Genomic DNA, 20,031 nt, shown 5'->3' with positions numbered 1-20,031 from the left:
AATGAAAGATAACTGCTTACTCTCCGGGATTATGCTAAATTTGTTAACAAAACCTGGTGAGTTGTGCAACAGGCACACGTGGTATAAGGCATGGCTGGGTTTGTACGGATTCGACAAGTCGAATCTCGTCCCAACCTCAGTTTCGGTCGGACTGGTCAGACTCTCGTCTGATCGCCACGACCTCATACCACCACCGTCAGAGTGTCTAAAAACCTTTTTACATGAGGGTATTATTCGGATAGCTGACTTCGAAAAGAATGAAATATTGAAATCTCAACGGCTTAATTTTACTTTTTAGACAGACTGCCGTTGTGGCCAATAAAAACAGACCGAACATGCAGAGAATTTTGATTATATTAATAATACTGACTTTTCGATTGACTGGTTTTTCACAGATTGAAAATCAAATCAGCGTTGATTCTCTTGCAGTAGACGAAGAAATGATAACCTATCTTGAGACTCCACCGATATTTCACGGAGGAGAGGATTCATTATGGTGTTTCATTGAAAACAACCTTGACTTTAAAATCTTAAATTACAGCAATCTTCAAGGTAAAGTTTTAGTTTTCTTCGAAATTGACACAACTGGAAAGGTGATTAATATTCAGACAAATCCTGACTATACGCAACGACTGGAATGGTTAGTAAATGATAGCCTGATTGAAAATGAAATTAAAAGAGTGATTAAACTCTTGCCTGACTGGGAACCAGGATTGCAAAGAGATAAACCAATTCGAGTAAAATACACCTTGCCGATTAAGATTCCTTACACTGATTATAAATGCAAAACGATTGAAAATCCGACAACGACTTATTGGAAAGTTGATAAATACGCACAATTTCGATACAAAGGAGAAAAAGAGACAAAGGAAAGTATCGAGAAATTTATTGGTGAGAATGGCATTTGGCCAAGTCAAGACGATTGTATTGGAAAAGTATATGTTAGAGTGATAATAAATGAAAAAGGAGAATTGTCGGACTTTGTAATTTTGCGAGGACTTGATGGTTGTCGAGGATTTAATGAAGAAGCATTGAGGCTTGTCGGATTAATGCCGAATTGGAAACCAGCAGAAATTAATGGAAAACCAGTTAAATCATATACTGTGATTCCGATAGGTTTTATACTAAGATAAATAATTACTGGCCACAACAATGTATAAAAATAATAGCCGAGATATTAGTAAATTCAAGGTTTGTAGCCCGCTTCAACTTTCTTGTATCTTGACAGGAAAGTGCAATGCAATCGGCTACTATTCTTATACTAAACGTTATAAGTCATTTATGAGAACAAACCTATTCATACTAATAATGATATTTTTCACTTCTTGTCAAGGGGTAAAAGAAAAGAATATTGCACTTTCAAAAGAAGAGAAAGAAGTTAAGATAGAATTAAAAGAAAAACCTCTGAAACTTGAAAAAGTAGAGATAAAAAAAGAAGTGTTGGGATTTGACACATTGAATATTTTTCCTATTGACACTCTGGTTGGAAAACTTCAACTGAAATTTAGACAGATAAATTTGGACGAATTTAAAAGCAAAAAACACACTCAAATTAGGACTACTTTTGAACAAGATAATGCAAGTGAATATTTACAAAGAAAGGATTCTTGCTATTATTTAACTCTAGGTTCAAATCAAATAGATACTCTTTGTAGTTTCGATGATGGAGAATATCATGAGAGTTATAAATTTAGTGGATATTCAAAACGAATGAACACCATAATGTTTGATTGGGAGAATTGGGAAGAAGCTCATTCATTTCTAATTAATTTAAACCAAAAAAAATATTGGCTATTAAATCCTAAAGTGGAATTGTCTCCTGATAGAAATCGAATAGTCACATTTTCAAATTTTATAGATGATCCTCTCTACGAAGGAAATAATTTTTACATATTCGAATTAACAAAGGATTCTATTATAACCAACTATTCTTTCTCGAACGTTGACTATGGAATATTTTATTCTAAGTGGATTGGGAAAAATGAAATTATTCTACATTTTAAAAGAATAGATAATGAAAAATTTGAACCAAAAGAATCATATTATTTTGAAATAGAAATTAAAAACGACTTATAACAAAGTGCCATATTGCATAGCGGAGTTTGGCGGTATGCGAGCCGCAGGTTCTCGCATGAACGTCATGTCCTACCGGACACTGACGCTCTCCGAAATCCACCCCGACAACATGTACCAACCGTTGTGCTTCATGCTGAAAAAAGACAATGCAGACAGATTGGATTAAAATAATGAAAGAGACTGGAAAGCTAAAATTAAGCTTTTGGAATTACGTGAATCATTATTTCATTGTGATATTCGTGCTTCTAATTCCAATTTTCTCGTTGGTTAGTGTATTTGAAATCTACGTGACAAAAACATACGACGGAGTGAGAGCTGCGAGTGAATTACTGAGCTTCTCATTGCCATGGATAATTCCAGCAGTTTTATTCTTTTTCATTCAAAAAAATCAGTTGAAATTCAAAAAATTCAACATCCAATATACTGACGATGAGTTTAAGGAAGCAATTGAACGGACAGTCAAAGAATTGGAATGGAGAATTGAAAGGAATAACAAAACATATCTCAGAGCACATAGACCATGGAATTGGACTGGTAGTTGGGGAGAAATGATAACAATTATAAGATTAAAAAACGGAATTTTAATTAATAGCATCGGAGACCCCGACGCTTGGGGGTCTGGACTTGGATATGGCTGGAATAGAAAAAATATTCGAGTTTTCTTAAAAAATCTGTCTGACGTAAAAAATCAAATACCATTCAAAGACATTATTGAAGTTCAAGAAAATGAATGGTCATTAAAAAGAATAATTGTCCGACTTTTTATGTATCCACTGTGTTTAGGACTCATTGCAGTTGGACTATTTGTAATTGCTAATCCGACAAATTGGAAAAGTCAAGGAGCAGGATTAGCGGCAATTGTATTTGCAAGCTATTATTTATACGCAGACATAAAATTGATTATAAAACAAAATAAAGCACGAAAGCACAACAAATTGTAAATTGCATTGCGGGGTTCGTGGTGTGTCGTACGCTGGATTCTCGCAACATCGTTCCGTCCTGCCGGACTGGAACGAGCTCCGAAATCCGCAACGACAACTTACAAGTGACCGTTGTATGTAAGCTTAAAAACTGCACAATTCGAACTTAAAATATAGACGAGAATATTCATAACCACTATGAAACTAAGTTTGATTATATTATTAGTACAATTAATGAGTTCTACCAAAATTTATTCGCAACAAGATTCTTTAAGATTTGATGAGCTTATTGATTATTCTTTTATTATCAATGGAAAGAGCAATTCTGAATTCCAAACGAGCGGGACAGGAAGTATATTGAAGTACAAAGACAAATTCTATTTAATTACAAACTTTCATGTTCTTACTGGGAAAGACTCCAAAACAAATGAGAAATTTCCAGACCTTAAAGACACTAATTCAGCAATATCAATAATTTTTCAAAATGCTGACAGAAAATCAAAATTTATTGTAATAGTTTATCCAATTTATAATTCAAAAGGAGAAGAACTTTTTAGAACATATATGTTTAAAAATCAAATTATTGACATTTCCGTATTACCCATAGATGTTCCTGAGAAAGTACTAAAATCATTTTTTGAAATAAACGACTTAGATACAACATGGAGTTACGAACCCGATAAGAAAGTATCATTTTGGGGATTCCCTGATGGCAATTTTAAAAATTCATGGCAACCAACAGAAATGACTGCTAAAACTGTAAGAAACTCTCAAGTCGGTGAATTTATTTTTGACCCTTATGTTTTTTTCGATAACGAGCCAATTAAAGGAATGTCAGGTTCACCTCTGTATATTATCGATAACGACAATAAAATAAAATTCTTATCTGTGGTATCTAATGTTGTTGATGATAACCCAAAAATAAAAGGAAGGTCAGTTTATTCCTTATGTGCATTGCAGTTAATAAAAAAAATGTACGAGGAGAAAATACCTTCCGTTATTGGTGAAGAATATGATTACTAACTTAATTTTAGAAAAAAGCCAACTTACAACAAAGAACTAAGGTAAAAACCTAATATTTTGGTTATAAGTTTTCTTTTCAAATTACTCTGCTATCTATGGGAGTAAATTCAAAAAGAAAAATTATTGGATGGGTTTACCGATAGCTATCGGGACACCCCGACAAAATGTATCAAGCGTAACCTAAGGTCGCAATGAAAGTTTGTAGTTTTTGTGAGGACTATTCAATAAAACTATAATAGAGTAATAATATGAAACGAATTTATCAATTGAGTATGATTGTGCTCATAATTACTATTTCATCTATTATCATCCAGAGTTGTTGTACTGAAGATTTCAAGATTATTGGGAAAGGAAATATTGGCGCATATTATGATTATTTTAATGAACGAAATAGAACGGATACCGTCGACAGAGCAATTTTGATTCATTGGCATCTTGAATACAGAGTAGCTTCTCTGAATGATTTCGGGTTGATAAGGAGTTGTTATGCGACACGCTGTGCAGAGACTTTTGAAAATGAATTGATTGAGTCGACTCTGGAAATTTCTTGTGATAAAGATTTTGAATACAATGGAAACACAATAGATCATGACTCTAACTTTATTGGTATTGATGAGTTAGAGCTATTTTTTATTAAAACATATGGCAGTGTTGAAATCGTATTCACGGAAGATTTTCTGAACAAAACTAATTTTGATGCTTCAGATTATGTGTTTACGGTAAAAATACATACGACCGATGAAAAAGAGTTTATTCATAGCTTGAAACTACATATGGATTTATAAAAGCCTGCACACAATAACTAAACGTTTTGCATGGCATGCCAGTGGCTGTCGGGACCCAAATCTCAACGATAAGACATGAGACACCCTGAATGAAAAAGAACTGGCAGCAAAGCAACTCAGCCGAAAGGCTCCCAAAATTATGTAAAAGATAATATCTGCTTTTAAAGGGTGGTAAAGTGTGTTTAAGTCTCTGGTGATTTTTTTACTTTTAGGACCTCAATATTTTCAAACCTGTAAACTATGCCAATAGCTGAAGATAATTTCGCACATTACCGGAATCAATTCTACGAATTTATAAAAGCTACCAGTCCGGTTTCTGATGCTTCGTGGGCAGAAATGTGCGACTTAATGTGTTTGCGCAAGGCGGAAAAGGGAACCAGGCTGTTGGATTACATGCGGGTGGAACGTGTTGTGCGTTTTCTGGGAAAAGGAATTGTGAAATGTGAAGATCATTTTAACGGAAAATCCTTTATTTACGATTTCCGGGTGGCGCCGATTATCCTGTGCGAGACCGTGTCGTTTTTTAACAGCAATCCTTCGCGCATTACTTTGGAAGCGGTAACCGACTGCGAATTTATCGAACTTCGCGGAGATCTCTTTATTTCGCTGCTGTTCTCGAACCTGGACCTGGCGCGGTTTGCCACTACCGGTGTTGCCAATTACCTGGGGATGACCCACTACAAAATGGCGTTGCTGCGCACTCTGTGTGCCGACAAAAGGTACAAACACTTCTTGCGCGAGTTTCCGGCTGTGGCAAAATACTGCGAGCTAAAAGATATCTCGTCTTATCTCAATATTACGCAGCAAAGTCTCAGCCGCATCCGGAAGACCATTCAGTGGGCCGAAGACGAGAAAGAGCTGGAGGTGCTGAGCAATGAGCTGAATGTGGTGAGTAAGAACTATTCGCCTTCCGAAGTGTAGTTTTCGGAAAACCTGCCTGCCTTACACATAAATCATCTTCGTTGTCATTCCTCCGTCGACCACAAAATTTTGTCCGGTAATAAAGTCGTTTTCGGGTTGTAAAAGAAAAAGTACCATGTTGGCAATGTCGGAAGCTTTTCCCACCCGTCCGGCAGGGTGCTGCGAATGGTCTTCTTTACTCAGTAGGCATTGCCGGGCGGTTGCTTTCTTTCGCACTGCCGACACATCAATCCAGCCGGGGCTGATGCTGTTTACTTTTATTTGGGGGCCAAGGCTGGTTGCCAGCGCGTGGGTAAGTGCCATAATTCCGCCTTTGCTGGCCGAGTAGGCTTCTGTGTCGGCTTCCGATTGCAGGGCGCGGGTGGAAGCCATGTTAATGATCCGGCCATCTTTCATAAACGGAACCACGTGTTTCGAACACAAAAATGCCCCTGTCAGGTTGGTTCCCATTACGCGGTTCCATTCTTCCAGGCTCAGGTCGGTGAGCGGTTTGTTGGCCGCAACGGCTGCGTTGTTGATCAATCCGTATATGTTGCCGTGTATTTCAGCCGACGATGAAATGGCGTCCTTTACCGAATTCTCATCCGACACATCCACACAAAACATACTCACGGTTTCTTCCGGGATCTCTTCTTTTAGTTCATTGATTGCTTCTTCGTCAATTTCAAACACCGTAACAGCATATCCGTTTTTCAACAGGCTTACAACCATTGTTTTGCCAATGCCCTGCGCACCTCCGGTAACTATTATGTTTTTCTTCATCTTACTTGGCCAGTTTAATATCTATCAGTTTTTTAATGTCGTTTATCTGGGAGTCGTCGAGTATGTCGAGCCTGCAATTTACAAAATAAGGCGAAGGTAGCCGTCTGTTTTGTTTTGGCCACCCTAAGAAAATACCCGGATTGCCGAAAGGAATGCGATGGGTTTTGATGAAAATGTCATGATCGTCGAATTTATTTTGACAAAATGAATGATTAGTTAGTGTTTTTTGAGAATAATATTCCGCATGGATGTTTCTGGAGAATAAAATGTTTTTTCAGAGAGGTGCCTTTCGAATTTGGAGGGGTATTGTTGATGAAAGGCGTTTTTTCTGCCGAAGGTCTGTGTCGTGAAGGGGGTGTTTGCGGGAATAGTGAATATTAAAATGTTTTTTATTTTGTGTTGTTTGAGTCGATGTGTTTTTGATAGATTAATTAAAAAAGAAAAATGTCGTAAAATATTTTCATATTATAACAAAGTGTTTATTTTTGACGAAGTTTTATGAACGATTATTAGCAATAAAAAGATATGTGTGGAATTGTAGGAGTATTCGATTTGAGGATCAATGCAGAGGATCTGCGTCCTCAGGTGCTTAAAATGTCGCGGAAATTGCGTCACCGCGGACCAGACTGGTCGGGAATTTATTGTGGCGAAAAAGCCATTATTGCCCACGAACGTCTTTCGATTGTCGATCCTGAATCGGGCGGACAGCCTTTGTTCAGTAAAGACCGGAAACTGATACTGGGAGTAAACGGCGAGATTTACAATCACCGCGAGATTCGGAAAAAATACGATGGGAGTTATGAATTTCTGACCGGGTCGGATTGCGAAGTGATCCTGGCTTTGTACCGTGACAAAAAGGAAAAGTTCCTGGATGATATGAATGGCATTTTTGCGTTTGCCCTCTACGATGAGGAAGAAGATGCCTACCTGATTGGCCGCGACCACATCGGTATTATTCCTTTGTACCAGGGCTGGGATAAATACGGCAATTACTATGTGGCTTCGGAACTGAAGGCCCTGGAACGGTACTGTTTCAAGATTGAAGAGTTTCCTCCCGGGCATTACTTTTACAGCAAGGATGGCGAGATGAAACGCTGGTATGTGCGCGACTGGACAGAATACGACAACGTGAAAGACAATCCGGCGGATGTGGATGAGCTTTCGGAAGCACTCGAAAAAGCGGTGCACCGGCAGTTGATGTCGGATGTTCCGTACGGGGTCCTTTTATCGGGCGGATTGGATTCGTCGATCACTTCGGCACTGGCCAAGAAATTCTCTTCTACCCGTGTGGAAGAGGACGACCAGAAAGCCGCCTGGTGGCCGCAGTTGCACTCATTTGTAATTGGTTTGGAAGGATCGCCCGACCTGGCAGCTGCCCGAAAAGTGGCCGATCACATCAACACCATCCACCACGAAATTCACTACACCATCCAGGAGGGACTGGATGCGATCAAAGACGTTATCTACCACATTGAAACATACGATGTAACCACTGTCCGGGCTTCTACGCCCATGTACATGCTGGCGCGGGTGATAAAATCGATGGGAATTAAAATGGTACTGACCGGTGAGGGCGCCGACGAAATTTTTGGCGGTTACCTGTATTTTCACAAAGCACCCAATGCGCAGGCTTTTCACGAAGAAAGCGTGCGTAAGGTGAGTCGCCTGAACATGTACGATTGTTTGCGCGCCAACAAGTCGCTGGCTGCTTGGGGAGTTGAAGGCCGCGTGCCTTTCCTCGACAAGGAATTTGTGGATGTGGCCATGCGTTTTAACCCCGAAGCGAAAATGGCAAAGGACGGAAAAATGGAGAAACACTGTTTGCGCGAAGGATTTGCAAAGTACCTGCCCGAAGAAGTGGCCTGGCGTCAAAAAGAACAGTTCTCTGACGGCGTGGGATATGGCTGGATAGATACGCTGAAAAAAATTGCGGCCGAAAAAGTGACCGACGAGATGATGGAGAATGCGAAGTACCGTTTTCCGGTTAATACGCCCATGAATAAAGAGGAGTACCTGTACCGCGAAATCTACAGCGAGCATTTCCCTTCGGATGCGGCAGCCAAATGTGTTCCGTCAGAAGCTTCGATTGCCTGCAGTACTGCGGCAGCGCTTGAGTGGGATGCTTCGTTCAGAAACAACGCCGACCCATCGGGAAGAGCTGTAAATATGGTTCACGCGCAGGGAGCCACTTTTAGCGATGTAAAAAAATGATACGGTAAATAAATATGTGTTAATTCACAGTTTTGGGAGACCATCTGCACTTGGGCGGGTGGTCTTTGTTTTTATTCGTTTAACGGACACACAATGCTACGAAGTTTTTGATCATTTGATGGTTGTAAAACTCAGGGTGAAACTGCGTGGTATAAAGCAATTTCTTTTTGTGTTTCATTACCTGGTTTTTGCAGGTTTCTGCGGTAGCCAGCAATATAAAATCCCGGGGGAGTGTTACCGAGTCGTTGTGCATTTGCCGTACTTCGAAAGTTGGAGGAAGGCCGTTAAAAATCGGATCGTTACAAAGTATTTTTACCATGAAATCTCCCGATTCGGGTTCTTTGCTGCGCAAAAGTGTTGAGCCGTATAAATAGCCTGTGATGTGGTGGCCGGCGCATATGCCCAATACCGGCTTTTCATAGGTTTTTATCCACTCAAAATAGGGGAGATGATGTTCCACAATGTCATCGCCCTGCGGCGAACCTGTGAGAATAATCCCGTCAAAATCATCCAGTGCGGTGGTTAAGCAATCTTTGTACTCAATAAATTCAGCGTGTGCTCCTGTTTCCTTCACCGTTTGTTCGATGGGAGCGGCAAATTCGCGGATACCCGGTTCCGCATTGTTTATAATCAGTATTTGTGTCATATCCGGTCCAGTACCTGGCGGGCTGCCAGTCTTCCTGTTTCAATTATTTCAGCAGCCTTGTAAAAGTCGTACGTTCCGCAGGTATCGCGCGAAATTTCTACCAAAATATCCGGGTTGCCGCTTGCAATGCTAAGTTGTGCCAGCCGTAACATGCCGGTGGTAAGTGTATTGTCGATAAGCGATAAAAATCCAAGGCTGTGTTCCTTTTCCTTTGAATTTCCCAAAAAATCGGTAAAACTGGTCAGCCACCTCTTATGTGCGCTTTCTTTTTCTTTTATTTCTTTTTTACTCAAAGCCGGTTTTAGTACCGGAACATTGGCGCTTACATGCACCACCGCGAGCAGGTCGCCGTCGGTGCGTTTTACATTCGAAATAGGCACGTTGTTCATCACACCCCCGTCAACCAGCACCATCCCGTCTTTTTTTACCGGAGTAAGAACCGTGGGAATGGCAATCGAAGCACGGATGGCATCGTACAGCATTCCACTGCGAAAAACCACTTCGCGGTGCTTGATAATATCCACTGCCGTTGCCGAATAGGGAATCGGAAGGTCTTCAATCCGGGTGTCAGGAATAAACTCTTGGATGGTGTTCAGCACCCTTTCTCCTTTTACCAGCCCTGCAGCGCTAAACGTAAAATCCACCAGTTTAAACACCTCAAACTGATCGAGCGTGGTCATCCAATCGCGAAACTCGGTGAGCTTTCCCTGGGCATAAACACCGCCAACCAGGGCTCCCATCGAGGTGCCGGCAATTGAGGTAATTTCGTAGTCCCTTTTCAGTAGTTCTTCGATCACGCCAATATGAGCCAGTCCGCGTGCGCCTCCGCCTGATAAAACTAAAGCAATTTTTTTGGTCATGGACATTTGTATAATTGAACTCCTAATTTAAAAAGAATGTTGGTAGCTCCAATCTTTCGCTCCTAACGATTGACTAAAAGGGGAATACCAGCCGCGCTTTTCAGGCCATATTGAAGTATCTACCCAATTTTATATATGCATAGTTATTTTTCTGAAAGAATGCATAAGATGTTAATTGACTGCTGAATATTATAATTATCTTCGAATCTTAAAATTCGACATTCTAAAGAGAACATTTTAACGAGAATCTCTTCATTTTTGTAAGAAGTTTTTGAAACACCTGAATAAAACAATCAACTTAAATAAAAAAACGGAGAAGAGTTTCCATTGAATTTTAAAATATAAACGCATGAAAAAGTATTTCGCACTATTTGCTGGTATTGTATTGTTTGCCTGTTCCAAGCCAAGTGGCTTCAAGATTGATGTAAATCTGGAAGGAGCAGACGGAAAAATCGTTCTTGAAGAAAGAAAAGAAGGCGCTTTTGTTGGTATCGACACGGCCGATGTTGTGGACGGAGTGGCTGTGTTGGAGGGAGCCGTTGAGAACCCAAGTATGTACTACATTTCGGTTTTGGGCCAACGCGCAAAAGCCCTGATCTTTGTTGAAAACGCTAACATGAAGGTTACCGGAAAGGCTGATTCAATCAACTTTATCAAGATTGAAGGTTCTGCCACGCAGGATGAGTATGCTGCATTGGACGAACAGTTAAAAGCCATTCAAAAAGAATACATGGATTTGTACCAGGAATCGGTTGCTGCCAAGCAGGCCGGCGACACAGCGAAAGCCAGTGAGTTGATGGCAAAAGTGGAAGAAATTTACGAAGGCGCCAGCGAGCGGATGAATACGATCCAGGAAGATTTTGTGAAAAGTCACCCGGCTTCGTATGTAACGCCGGTTATCCTGAGCCAGCTTCAGTATGGCAAGCAGCCGGAGGAACTTGATTCAATGATCAATGCACTGGATCCAAAAATTCAGGAAGTGCAGATGATTGTGGACATGAAAGCTCAGATCGAAAAAATGAAAAAAGTATCGATCGGCCAGATTGCTCCTGATTTTACACAAAACGATCCGGATGGAAATCCTGTAAAATTCTCGGAGATTTATTCGCAGAATGAACTGACATTGCTTGATTTCTGGGCATCGTGGTGTGGTCCGTGCCGCAGGGAGAATCCCAATGTGGTGGCTGTTTACAACGATTTTAAAGATCAGGGATTTACTGTTTTCGGTGTTTCTCTCGACCGCGATAAAGATGCATGGTTGAAAGGAATTGCTGATGACGGCCTTACCTGGACACATGTTTCGGACCTGGCTTACTGGAACAATGCCGCCGCACAGGAGTATGCCATTCGCAGTATCCCGAGCAGTTTACTGGTAGACAAAACCGGAAAGATTGTGGAGAAAAACAAACGGGAAGACGAACTCAGAGCTTTTGTGGAAGGTTACTTTGCCAAGTAATTTCCATTGGATTCAATGATATTTTGTAAGAGCCATTCTTTCCGGTGAGGAAGAGTGGTTCTTTTTTTAGATTGAAAGCTTACAGGATTAATAAGTAAACCGATTGCTTTATGCAAAATCATTTTGGAGAAATAGCAGGTGTGCTAACCGCGGTGTTCTGGACGGTCACTGCATTGGCTTTTGAGTCGGCCGGGAAAAAAGTAGGCTCGCTGGCGGTGAATCTGATCCGTTTGGTAATTGCCTTTTTTCTGATAGGCGCTTACAGTTGGTTGGCACGTGGCTTTTTCTTCCCGACTGATGCCACACTTTACAGCTGGAAATGGCTGGCGCTTTCGGGAGTGGTGGGTTTTGTGATCGGCGATTTACTGCTTTTTGAATCCTATCTTTTTATCGGAGCCCGGGTGGCCATGCTTGTTATGGCGCTAGCACCGCCCTTTGCTGCCTTGATTGGCTGGCTAATGCTCGATGAGGTATTGTCGCCTAAAAACTGGATCGGGATGCTGATTACCATGAGCGGAATTGTGCTGGTGATTCTGAAACGGGAGAAGAAGGAAGAAAACGGTGCAATTGTTAAGAAACTAACATCCAGTTATTCGATCCCGGGGCTTTTGCTGGCATTGGGTGGTGCACTGGGGCAGGCAGCCGGCCTGGTGTTAAGCAAAAAAGGCATGGGCGACTACGATGCTTTTTCTTCTACGCAGATCAGGGTACTTACCGGTATCATTGGTTTCTCCATTCTTTTTGTATTTATGAAACGCTGGCCGCGAGTGTGGGCGGCCTTAAAAAATGGCCCGGCCATGAAACGAATCTCGCTGGGTGCTTTCTTTGGTCCTTTTCTGGGGGTGTCGTTTTCGCTGTTGGCGATTCAGCATACAAAAACAGGTATCGCTGCTACTTTAATGGCTATTGTTCCGGTATTGATCATCGCTCCCTCCATTCTTCTTTTCAAGGAAAAAGTAAACTGGAAAGAAATTGTGGGAGCAATAATTACCGTGAGCGGTGTGGCGCTGTTTTTCCTGTAGCTATTCGATATTGACTTTCATTTGCAGCCAGTCTTCCAGGGTTTGCTTCACTATTTTCTTCTGTGCTTCCGGAAGGTTGTTGATCCGGGCAGAGTGGCTTCCGCCTTCCTTTACAATCCGTAGCAGATTGTTTTTTTGAGGTACTTCAAAACCGCTGGCAAACCAGGGATCCCATCCTCCGTACACAAACAGGATTTTAGCATCGGTTGTATCAATAAATTTCTTTACCTGTTTGGCAATCTTTTTATCGTAACGGATTTTTAAATCATCCGGAAGAAAAATCTTTGGCAGATAGTTTTTAGCCGATTTGATGGAAAGATAGCGTTTAAAAGGTCGGGTGTCGTACCCATAGTAACCCAGTTCGCGCGCGGCCTGTACAAAAAACGACTGGATTCCTTCCATGCCTTCGATGGCAAAATACGAAGGATTGGAAACGATCATCAGGTGTTCAAACAGGGAGTCAGCATCCTGGTCAGCAGCGGGAACCTGGTTGACAAGATTTCCCCATTGCCAGAGCGCAAACGGATATTCAAGCACACAATAGTCGAGTACTTCATCCATGCTGATCCGGAAGGTGAATTTCTGCTGTTCACAAAAGGCTTTTAGTTTAGGCAGATAAACCGTGCGGTTTTTTAGTATTTCTGTTTGAAATTCAAGTATTTTTTTGCGTTGTTCTGCAGTGCCCGGAATGTTGGCAATAAACGGTTCGTGGCGGCCGTCTTCTACTCCAAAATTCAGCGGAGCTACATAGGGTATTGAAACATCCACATCATCGGGATACAGCCAGCGGTGGTACACCACGGTTTGCCCTCCTTTGCTAATCCCGGTATTCACCCATTTTCCGCCGTAATATTTTTTCATGATTTGTACAATGCGATGATGATCGGCAGCGGCGTTTTTAACGGTCAGGTAATCCCAGTTAAGCGGCTCGGGCCACGAATCTCCAAAATAACGATGTTCCACACAAATCTGGCTGGCACCGAGCATGGGGCTTAGCTCGTTCACATACCGCGGACTACCGGCATAGGCTGCTCCATAGCCTTCGGTAATAAAAACCACCGGGCCTTCCTGGCTTTTATCGGCAACAAAAACGCGTTGCAGGAAAGTGCCTTTTTCGAGGTGTTCATGATCAAGTGGCTGTTCTACCATAATTTTGTAGGTAGACGTAAAAAAGTCGTTCCCCTCAATTTTTTCGACGCTTTTAATTTCAGGTTGTGCTTTTAAAAAGGCGTCAATAGCAGTTTCCTGTGCAAATGATAGCGAGTAGGCCAGTAGTAAGGCAACAAAAAGTACCAGTTGTTTCATTCTTGAAAAGATTTTGTGGATATAATTATTCTTCTTGTATGAAAGAAGACCAACCATCGGTTTTCTTACTTTTGAAAGCAAGTAAGAAATAATATTCAGTTTAAAAAATGAGAAATACAATACTCTTTATCTGGTGCGTATTTATGTTCTGTGGAAACGGAAACGCCCAGCAACTTCCAAAGGTGGAAATAAGAACCAAGTTTGGAGTGATTACTGCCGAACTGGATACCATTCGTGCGCCGCTTACGGCCAAAAACTTTCTGATGCATGTGGAGAAAGGAACGTATACAGATGCTGTTTTTTACCGGACGGTGCGTTTGGACAATCAACCCAACAACGATGTGAAAATTGAAGTGATACAAGGGGGCCTTTTTGACGATGAACGGATTGAAGGAGTTCCGCCGATAGCGCATGAAACTACCGAAATGACAGGAATAAAGCACAAAGACGGTACTTTATCAATGGCCAGAAATGCCCCGGGAACAGCTTCATCTGAATTCTTTATTTGCGTGGGCGATCAGCCCGAACTTGATTTTGGAGGAAAGCGAAACCCCGATGGTCAGGGATTTGCTGCTTTTGGGCGTGTAGTCAGCGGAATGGAGGTGGTCAGAAGAATTCAAAAAGAAAAAGACACAACGCAGTATTTGGTTGAGCCGGTGAAGATTGAATTGAGTCAGGAGAAATAAAAATGGCCCCGAAAGGCCATTCTTATTCTTGTTTTTTTCCTGGATTAATATCCCGGGTTTTGTTCCAATGCACTGGAAATGTCTGTTTCCCTTTTGGGGATGGGGAGAATTGCCCGGTTAAAATCGGCCTCAATGTCTCTGTTCAGACTTGGAGAATAAACCGATTTCCCATTCCTCCATGCATCCCAGCAACGATGTCCCTCTGCTACCAATTCTTTTCGGCGTTCGGTTAAAATATCGTCTAATGTAACGGCTGAAACATCGGAATAACCAGTGATCCGGTTTTTTCGAATTTCGTTGATGTACCACTGTGCTTCACTTGCGCCCGATGCAGTGCCTCCTTTTAGTTTAGCCTCTGCGGCTATCAGGTATACTTCTGACAGGCGAATAACGATCGGGTTGTTCAGAAATAGGTTGCCATCCCTTCCCGGGTATTTTTGGGTGTAGTAACCTTCTTTCTCTGGTTCATCATCTTCCCATTCAATAAGTTGAGAGCGGATGTCGTTTGCGTTTTCGGTTAACAGTTCGTAGCCTTGGTCCGAGAAAGCACATTCGCCGTAGCCGGATGAGTGGGTGTAGTAGCCGATAGAGTTTCTTTGCGAGCTATGGCCGGGTGTAGTAAGGATTTCGAACATGGATTCCGAGGCACCCTCAACTCCCCAAACCTTGAGGTAATTATCAATGGTATACAGTGAATATGGAGAATTGCTGATAACATCCTGGGCAGCACTAAGTGCATCGTTGTTTTCTTCGAGGTATAAATGTACGCGGGCAAGAAGTCCCTTGGTAGCCCAGTAGTTGATTTTTCCCAGGTTCTCGTCACGCGACAAGAGCCCGAGAGCTGTACTTAAATCATCTTTTATGAATGTATAAGTTTGTTGCAAAGTCGCCCTGGTTGGTTCATAGTCAACAGGGTATTTTTCATTGGCAATCGGAATACCCGAGTTTACAGCATTTAAATCGGCATTGGCTGGCAGTTTGGCAAACAAACGAGCCACATCAAAATGCATAAGGGCCCGAAGAGCAAAAAGCTGTCCTTTCAGGTCGTTGTAGGCGTCTTCTTCCCCCGATTCTACATTTAGATCGTCTACGATACTTAGGATGTCGTTAATCCTTCCGATAAGCGTATAAGGAATTTGCCAGAAATGCTCGGCAAAGTCCGATTCTGCTCCGTGTTCAAATCTGGCCATCGGCGAAATTTGGTTGTTGGATGCAGTAAAGTCAAGGTCTCCTCCCTTGAGATCGGCATAGGCAATAAAATCTCCGCCGTAATAGGAATAAGGTTCGGTATTGTCTCCTAACCCAAGGTCAAAATCAATCATTCCTGTGTATACACCGTTCACAGCATAGCCGAGATCGGTAACGGATGTTATTGCTTCTGTAGTTGGTAAAGCATCAGAAGGGCTTTGTTCAAGAAAGTCCTGGCATCCCTGAAATAATAAAGCAAAGCCTGCTGCTAGTATGAATATTAATTTCTTCATGTCGTATTATTTAAAATTCAACATTAATTCCAAAAAGGAAATTTTTAGTAATTGGAGTATCTACGGTACGATATCCGTTAAGCGTAACTTCGGGCTCAATGGTATCTTCTTTTGCCCATGTCCAGATGTTGTTTCCACTCACCATTAAGCGAACGTTGTTCATATACATTTTTTGGACGATACTTTTAGGTAACGTGTAGCTCAGGGTAATGTCTTTTAACCTGATGTGGTCGGTAGACAAAACATGGCGGGAAGACCAGCGGTCGGGGCGGTCGCCATTCCAACCAACCGGACGGGGATTGTCAACAATATCGCCGGGTTGTTTCCACCAGTTGTTTTCCACTTCTTTGGCCAGATTAAAGGTTCCCAGTCTTACTCCGTCGTGGTGGAAGAAATATCCCGGGTAATCAAACAGGTTCCCCCCAAACTGGTAAGTAAATAAAAAGGACAGTTCGAACCCGTTATACGAAAGTGAGTTGGTAATACCTCCCATAAAATCCGGAATCGCTTTTCCTTGGATGGCTGGTTTGGCAAGTGCACGGTAATACGTTAGCTCATCCGAATTTTCAGGATCCAGGTAGAACTGGGCCATTCCGTTATCCGGATTAACACCAGCCCATTCGGGTAAGTAGAAAGTGTTGATTGACTCACCTTCGCGAAGAAGATACATGCCACCATCTCCACTTAGAATATCACTTCCGTTGGGTAGTTTGTCAACAATAGCGCTAATGGTAGTAAAGTTAAAGTCAGTATCCCATCTGAATTTACGGGTTGAAATGTTGGTTGAATGCAGTTCTATTTCAATACCCTTATTGGTTAATTCTCCAATGTTTTGCCACGAAGTTTCAAAACCGGTTAGATAAGACAGCGGAACCTGCATTAACAGATCTTTTGACTTTTTGTGGTAGTACTCAACGGTAGTGGTTAGCTTGCTAAATAATCCCAGTTCAAATCCAAAGTTCATGTTGTACGATTTTTCCCAGCTTAGATCAGTATTGTCAGGCTGAATCGTATAAATTGCACTTTCAGGGCCATAGGCGCTACTAAACGAATACAACCCAAGGTGGGCATAATAATCGATCGGTAAAGTACCGTTTGTCCCGTAAGAAGCCCTGACTTTGAAGTCATCCATCCACTCGGCGTTCGAAAGGAAGTCTTCCTGCGACAAGCGCCATGCAGCTGATGCCGACCAGAAAGTACCCCAGCGGTTGTTGGCACCTAAACGTGATGAGCCGTCGGAACGAATACTGGCAGAAGCATAGTATTTATTATCGAAATTGTAGTTGGCATTTCCGATAAACGACATAAGGTTTGAAGAAGCCGTTTCGCTTCCTACTGTAAGCGGTTGCCCGTTGGACAACTCGGGTAATTTGTAAGTTGAATATTTTTCGGCAGATGACTCTATTGTTTCATAGGTCAGGCCTTCTGCTTCGTAACCTCCTATAAGCTGAAGATTGTGCTTGTCGAAATCTTTTTTGAAGTCGCCAACAAAAGACGCATTTTTAGCAATAGTTGTATACGTGAGCAACTGTCCCAAACCGTTGTAAACCTCTCCGTCAACACTTTCCGGGGCCCACCAGATAAAGGTTTTTGAATTGGAATAATCGAGCCCGAAAGTTGAGCGCAACGAAAGAACAGGAAGTATCTGCATGTTTACGTTCGCATTTGACAAGCTGCGGTAGCGTTTTACAGAATATGTCTGATCAGTACTTGCCCCGGTTGGATTCAGGATTTCAAGTGCGTTTCGGACATTGCTCATTCCGGCATCCTGATTTAATGATCCGTCTTCGTTGTATACCGGCTGTGTCGGGTTCATGGTAAAGGCCATGCTTAAGGGCGAAGCATTGTTTATTCCCTGTTCCTGGTCCGATTGGTCGCCAAAACCGTTTTGAATGGTATGAGAGAGTAGTTGTTTGACTCCAAATTCGAGCCATTTGTTTGATTTGTGGCTCAGGTTTAAACGGCCGGTGTATCTTTCGAAATCACTGCCGATAATAATCCCATCTATTTGGTTGTAGCCAACACTGGTGTAGAAGTTCGTTTTGTCGCTGCCACCCGAAGCCGAAAACTGGTAATCCTGGTTTTTACCGGTTTTGTAAATTACATCTCTCCAGTTTGTATTGGCCGAAGGTGTTTTGATTCCCCATTTCCCATCGTCGGGGTCTTCTTGTGCATAAGCCATCGCACGTGCCAGAACCTCGGGGTCATTGTATCCCGGATCATTGGGGTAGAGCCCCGGTTCGTAGTAGTACAAATAAGCACCTATCAATGCATCGTTTACATAATCCAGGTACTGGTCTGCCCCCATGTGCTGATACACCTTGTTCATGGCTGTTTTGGATGCGCCAAAAGTGGTTTTAAACGTGAATTTTGTTTTTCCGGCCTCTCCTGACTTTGTTGTAATCAGCACTACACCGTTAGCTGCGCGGGAACCATAAAGCGATGCCGCCGCAGCGTCTTTTAAAATAGTAATGCTTTTTACGTCTTCCGGGTTAAGGGTCGACAAGATGTCGGATGAAAAACCCTGATAACCGTAAGTCCCGGTTTCCATCGGTACTCCGTCAATAACGTAAAGCGGCCTGGTGGAGGCATTAATGGAACCTACCCCCCTGATTTGTATTTCGCCCGATGCTCCGGGAGCTCCCGTTGTTGAGCTTACCCTTACTCCGGATACTTTTCCTGCCAGCATTTTGTCGACAGATTCGGAAGTGGTAACGCCCACCAGTTCATCGGCATCAACTTTCTGGGCCGAACCGGTAAACGAAGACCGTTTGGTAGTACCATAAGCAACTACCATAACTTCATCAACTCCTATTACCTCGCTTTCAAGAGTAACGTTGTAAACGCTTACAGAGGTAACAGGAATCTCCTTGCTTTTCATCCCGACAAATGAGAAAACAAGGACCTCGTTTGCTGGGACGTTCAATGTGAACTTTCCATCGGCATCGGTTATGGTTCCAAGTGTTGAACCTTTAACGACTACCGAAACTCCGGGAATAGGAGAGTTGTCTTGGGCAGCCCTCACCGTTCCGCTGATTTGCTTTGCCTGGGCGAAAACGGAACTTACGCCAATAAACAAAGCTAAAACTAAGAGAAGTAGTTTTTTCATAGATAAGAATTTATGTTAATAATCGAGCACTACTTCCAGTTTTTCAATTAAAAACTCCCGCCGGGGAAACGGGAGCCTGAATATCTGCCAGCCGGCCAGATATACACTTTCTACATTTTTAACGCTGTTTAATTCTGTTTCTATGTAAAAAAGTGGAGTGCCTTTTTATGTTTTCCCCGGGCTCCCCGTAATAAATTCTTTTAATTGAAAAATCTAGAAATACAGCTTTTTGATTTCTTGGTTTTTATCAAACATATAGAATGAAATTCAAGAAGTTAGCGAGGAGTCAGTAAACAACTGTAATTATCGATAAAAAGGGCAATATTGGGGTAAAAGGCTTTTGAATGAAAGAATTAGGATGTTTGTGGGTGAAAATGGTTCGTTGGCAGACTATTTTGTTTAATTGGTCATGAAAAAGGCGGGAATTACCCCGCCCGTTTATCTTCAAGCCGCGATGTCGGCGAATGCTTCCGCCAGTACATCGGGATACAGATCATTAAAATTTTCATAACACCAGCGGTAAAGTTCCATTCGCTGATCGGGTTCTACCCAGTTAATACATTTGTTTAATTCCTTTCTGAACAGATCCTTGCTAAAACTTACTTTAGGAAGAATCACTTTAGCATACTCCATCATGGTCTTTTGTTTTTGAACTTGTTGCCTTTAAGATAACATGGAAAAGCCTAATTGAGTATGCTGTAGAATATGGTTTAACACTTATTAAGTTAAAATAATCAACCGACGCCGGTTAATGGATTGTTGTTTAGT

At 42.1% G+C, this 20,031-nt stretch carries 17 protein-coding genes; 10 read left to right on the top strand and 7 right to left on the bottom strand.

The features are described from left to right. The first annotated feature begins 335 nt into the window (after positions 1 to 335). The 6 genes from D1614_RS11905 to D1614_RS11880 all read left to right on the top strand — a co-directional run bounded on the left by D1614_RS11905 (position 336) and on the right by D1614_RS11880 (position 5,725). Complete coding sequence (locus D1614_RS11905) at positions 336 to 1,133, top strand: energy transducer TonB (RefSeq protein WP_147384185.1); 798 nt, start codon at positions 336 to 338, stop codon at positions 1,131 to 1,133. A gap of 148 nt (positions 1,134 to 1,281) precedes the next feature. Next, positions 1,282 to 2,076, top strand: a complete 795-nt coding sequence (locus D1614_RS11900) for a hypothetical protein (protein WP_147384183.1) — start codon at positions 1,282 to 1,284, stop codon at positions 2,074 to 2,076. Between the two features lie 170 nt (positions 2,077 to 2,246). Beyond that, positions 2,247 to 3,017, top strand: a complete 771-nt coding sequence (locus D1614_RS11895; protein WP_119438174.1) for a hypothetical protein — start codon at positions 2,247 to 2,249, stop codon at positions 3,015 to 3,017. A gap of 213 nt (positions 3,018 to 3,230) precedes the next feature. Then, positions 3,231 to 4,019 (top strand): trypsin-like peptidase domain-containing protein, encoded by a 789-nt coding sequence (locus D1614_RS11890; protein ID WP_162304478.1) that lies wholly within the window; start codon positions 3,231 to 3,233, stop codon positions 4,017 to 4,019. Positions 4,020 to 4,267: 248 nt separating this feature from the next. After that, on the top strand, positions 4,268 to 4,804 hold the full coding sequence (locus D1614_RS11885; RefSeq protein ID WP_147384181.1) for a hypothetical protein: 537 nt from the start codon (positions 4,268 to 4,270) through the stop codon (positions 4,802 to 4,804). A 240-nt stretch (positions 4,805 to 5,044) separates the two neighbouring features. Then, a complete protein-coding gene (locus tag D1614_RS11880) occupies positions 5,045 to 5,725 on the top strand; it encodes a Crp/Fnr family transcriptional regulator (protein ID WP_119438145.1) in 681 nt (226 codons plus the stop codon). A gap of 21 nt (positions 5,726 to 5,746) precedes the next feature. On the opposite strand, the gene D1614_RS11875 is transcribed toward D1614_RS11880, so the two are convergent. After that, complete coding sequence (locus tag D1614_RS11875) at positions 5,747 to 6,487, bottom strand: SDR family oxidoreductase (protein ID WP_119438144.1); 741 nt, start codon at positions 6,485 to 6,487, stop codon at positions 5,747 to 5,749. A gap of 525 nt (positions 6,488 to 7,012) precedes the next feature. On the opposite strand from D1614_RS11875, the gene asnB reads away from it, so the two are divergent. Then, entirely contained in the window at positions 7,013 to 8,698 is a 1,686-nt protein-coding gene (gene asnB / locus D1614_RS11870) for an asparagine synthase B (protein ID WP_119438143.1), read from the top strand. A 79-nt stretch (positions 8,699 to 8,777) separates the two neighbouring features. On the opposite strand, the gene D1614_RS11865 is transcribed toward asnB, so the two are convergent. Then, positions 8,778 to 9,344 carry a type 1 glutamine amidotransferase gene (locus tag D1614_RS11865; RefSeq protein ID WP_119438142.1) on the bottom strand — a complete coding sequence of 189 codons (567 nt, stop codon included), beginning with the start codon at positions 9,342 to 9,344 and terminating at the stop codon, positions 8,778 to 8,780. After that, on the bottom strand, positions 9,341 to 10,204 hold the full coding sequence (locus D1614_RS11860) for a patatin-like phospholipase family protein (RefSeq protein WP_206609994.1): 864 nt from the start codon (positions 10,202 to 10,204) through the stop codon (positions 9,341 to 9,343). Before D1614_RS11860 ends, D1614_RS11865 begins: the two co-directional genes overlap by 4 nt. A 349-nt stretch (positions 10,205 to 10,553) precedes the next feature. On the opposite strand from D1614_RS11860, the gene D1614_RS11855 reads away from it, so the two are divergent. Both D1614_RS11855 and D1614_RS11850 read left to right on the top strand, forming a co-directional pair. Then, positions 10,554 to 11,660: a TlpA disulfide reductase family protein gene (locus D1614_RS11855; RefSeq protein ID WP_206609993.1), complete on the top strand. Its 1,107-nt coding sequence runs from the start codon at positions 10,554 to 10,556 to the stop codon at positions 11,658 to 11,660. 110 nt (positions 11,661 to 11,770) lie between these two features. Beyond that, complete coding sequence (locus tag D1614_RS11850; RefSeq protein ID WP_119438140.1) at positions 11,771 to 12,682, top strand: DMT family transporter; 912 nt, start codon at positions 11,771 to 11,773, stop codon at positions 12,680 to 12,682. Here the strand turns inward: D1614_RS11850 and D1614_RS11845 are convergent, their stop codons facing one another. After that, positions 12,683 to 13,987, bottom strand: coding sequence for a S28 family serine protease (locus D1614_RS11845; protein WP_162304477.1), 1,305 nt, complete (start codon positions 13,985 to 13,987; stop codon positions 12,683 to 12,685). A 107-nt stretch (positions 13,988 to 14,094) separates the two neighbouring features. Here D1614_RS11845 and D1614_RS11840 point away from each other — a divergent pair, with 107 nt between their 5' ends. After that, positions 14,095 to 14,673, top strand: coding sequence for a peptidylprolyl isomerase (locus tag D1614_RS11840; protein ID WP_206609992.1), 579 nt, complete (start codon positions 14,095 to 14,097; stop codon positions 14,671 to 14,673). 44 nt (positions 14,674 to 14,717) lie between these two features. Here D1614_RS11840 and D1614_RS11835 read toward each other — a convergent pair whose 3' ends face one another. The 3 genes from D1614_RS11835 to D1614_RS11825 all read right to left on the bottom strand — a co-directional run bounded on the left by D1614_RS11835 (position 14,718) and on the right by D1614_RS11825 (position 19,899). After that, positions 14,718 to 16,154 carry a RagB/SusD family nutrient uptake outer membrane protein gene (locus tag D1614_RS11835; RefSeq protein WP_119438137.1) on the bottom strand — a complete coding sequence of 479 codons (1,437 nt, stop codon included), beginning with the start codon at positions 16,152 to 16,154 and terminating at the stop codon, positions 14,718 to 14,720. A gap of 10 nt (positions 16,155 to 16,164) precedes the next feature. Continuing rightward, complete coding sequence (locus tag D1614_RS11830; protein ID WP_119438136.1) at positions 16,165 to 19,263, bottom strand: SusC/RagA family TonB-linked outer membrane protein; 3,099 nt, start codon at positions 19,261 to 19,263, stop codon at positions 16,165 to 16,167. A 444-nt stretch (positions 19,264 to 19,707) separates the two neighbouring features. Beyond that, positions 19,708 to 19,899: a hypothetical protein gene (locus tag D1614_RS11825; protein WP_119438135.1), complete on the bottom strand. Its 192-nt coding sequence runs from the start codon at positions 19,897 to 19,899 to the stop codon at positions 19,708 to 19,710. Positions 19,900 to 20,031 lie beyond the last annotated feature (132 nt).

Source organism: Maribellus luteus (assembly GCF_003576475.1).
GTDB lineage: Bacteria > Bacteroidota > Bacteroidia > Bacteroidales > Prolixibacteraceae > Draconibacterium > Draconibacterium luteum.
The sequence above is the reverse complement of the archived record's forward strand: the minus strand, read 5'-3'. Positions and strand labels throughout refer to the sequence as shown.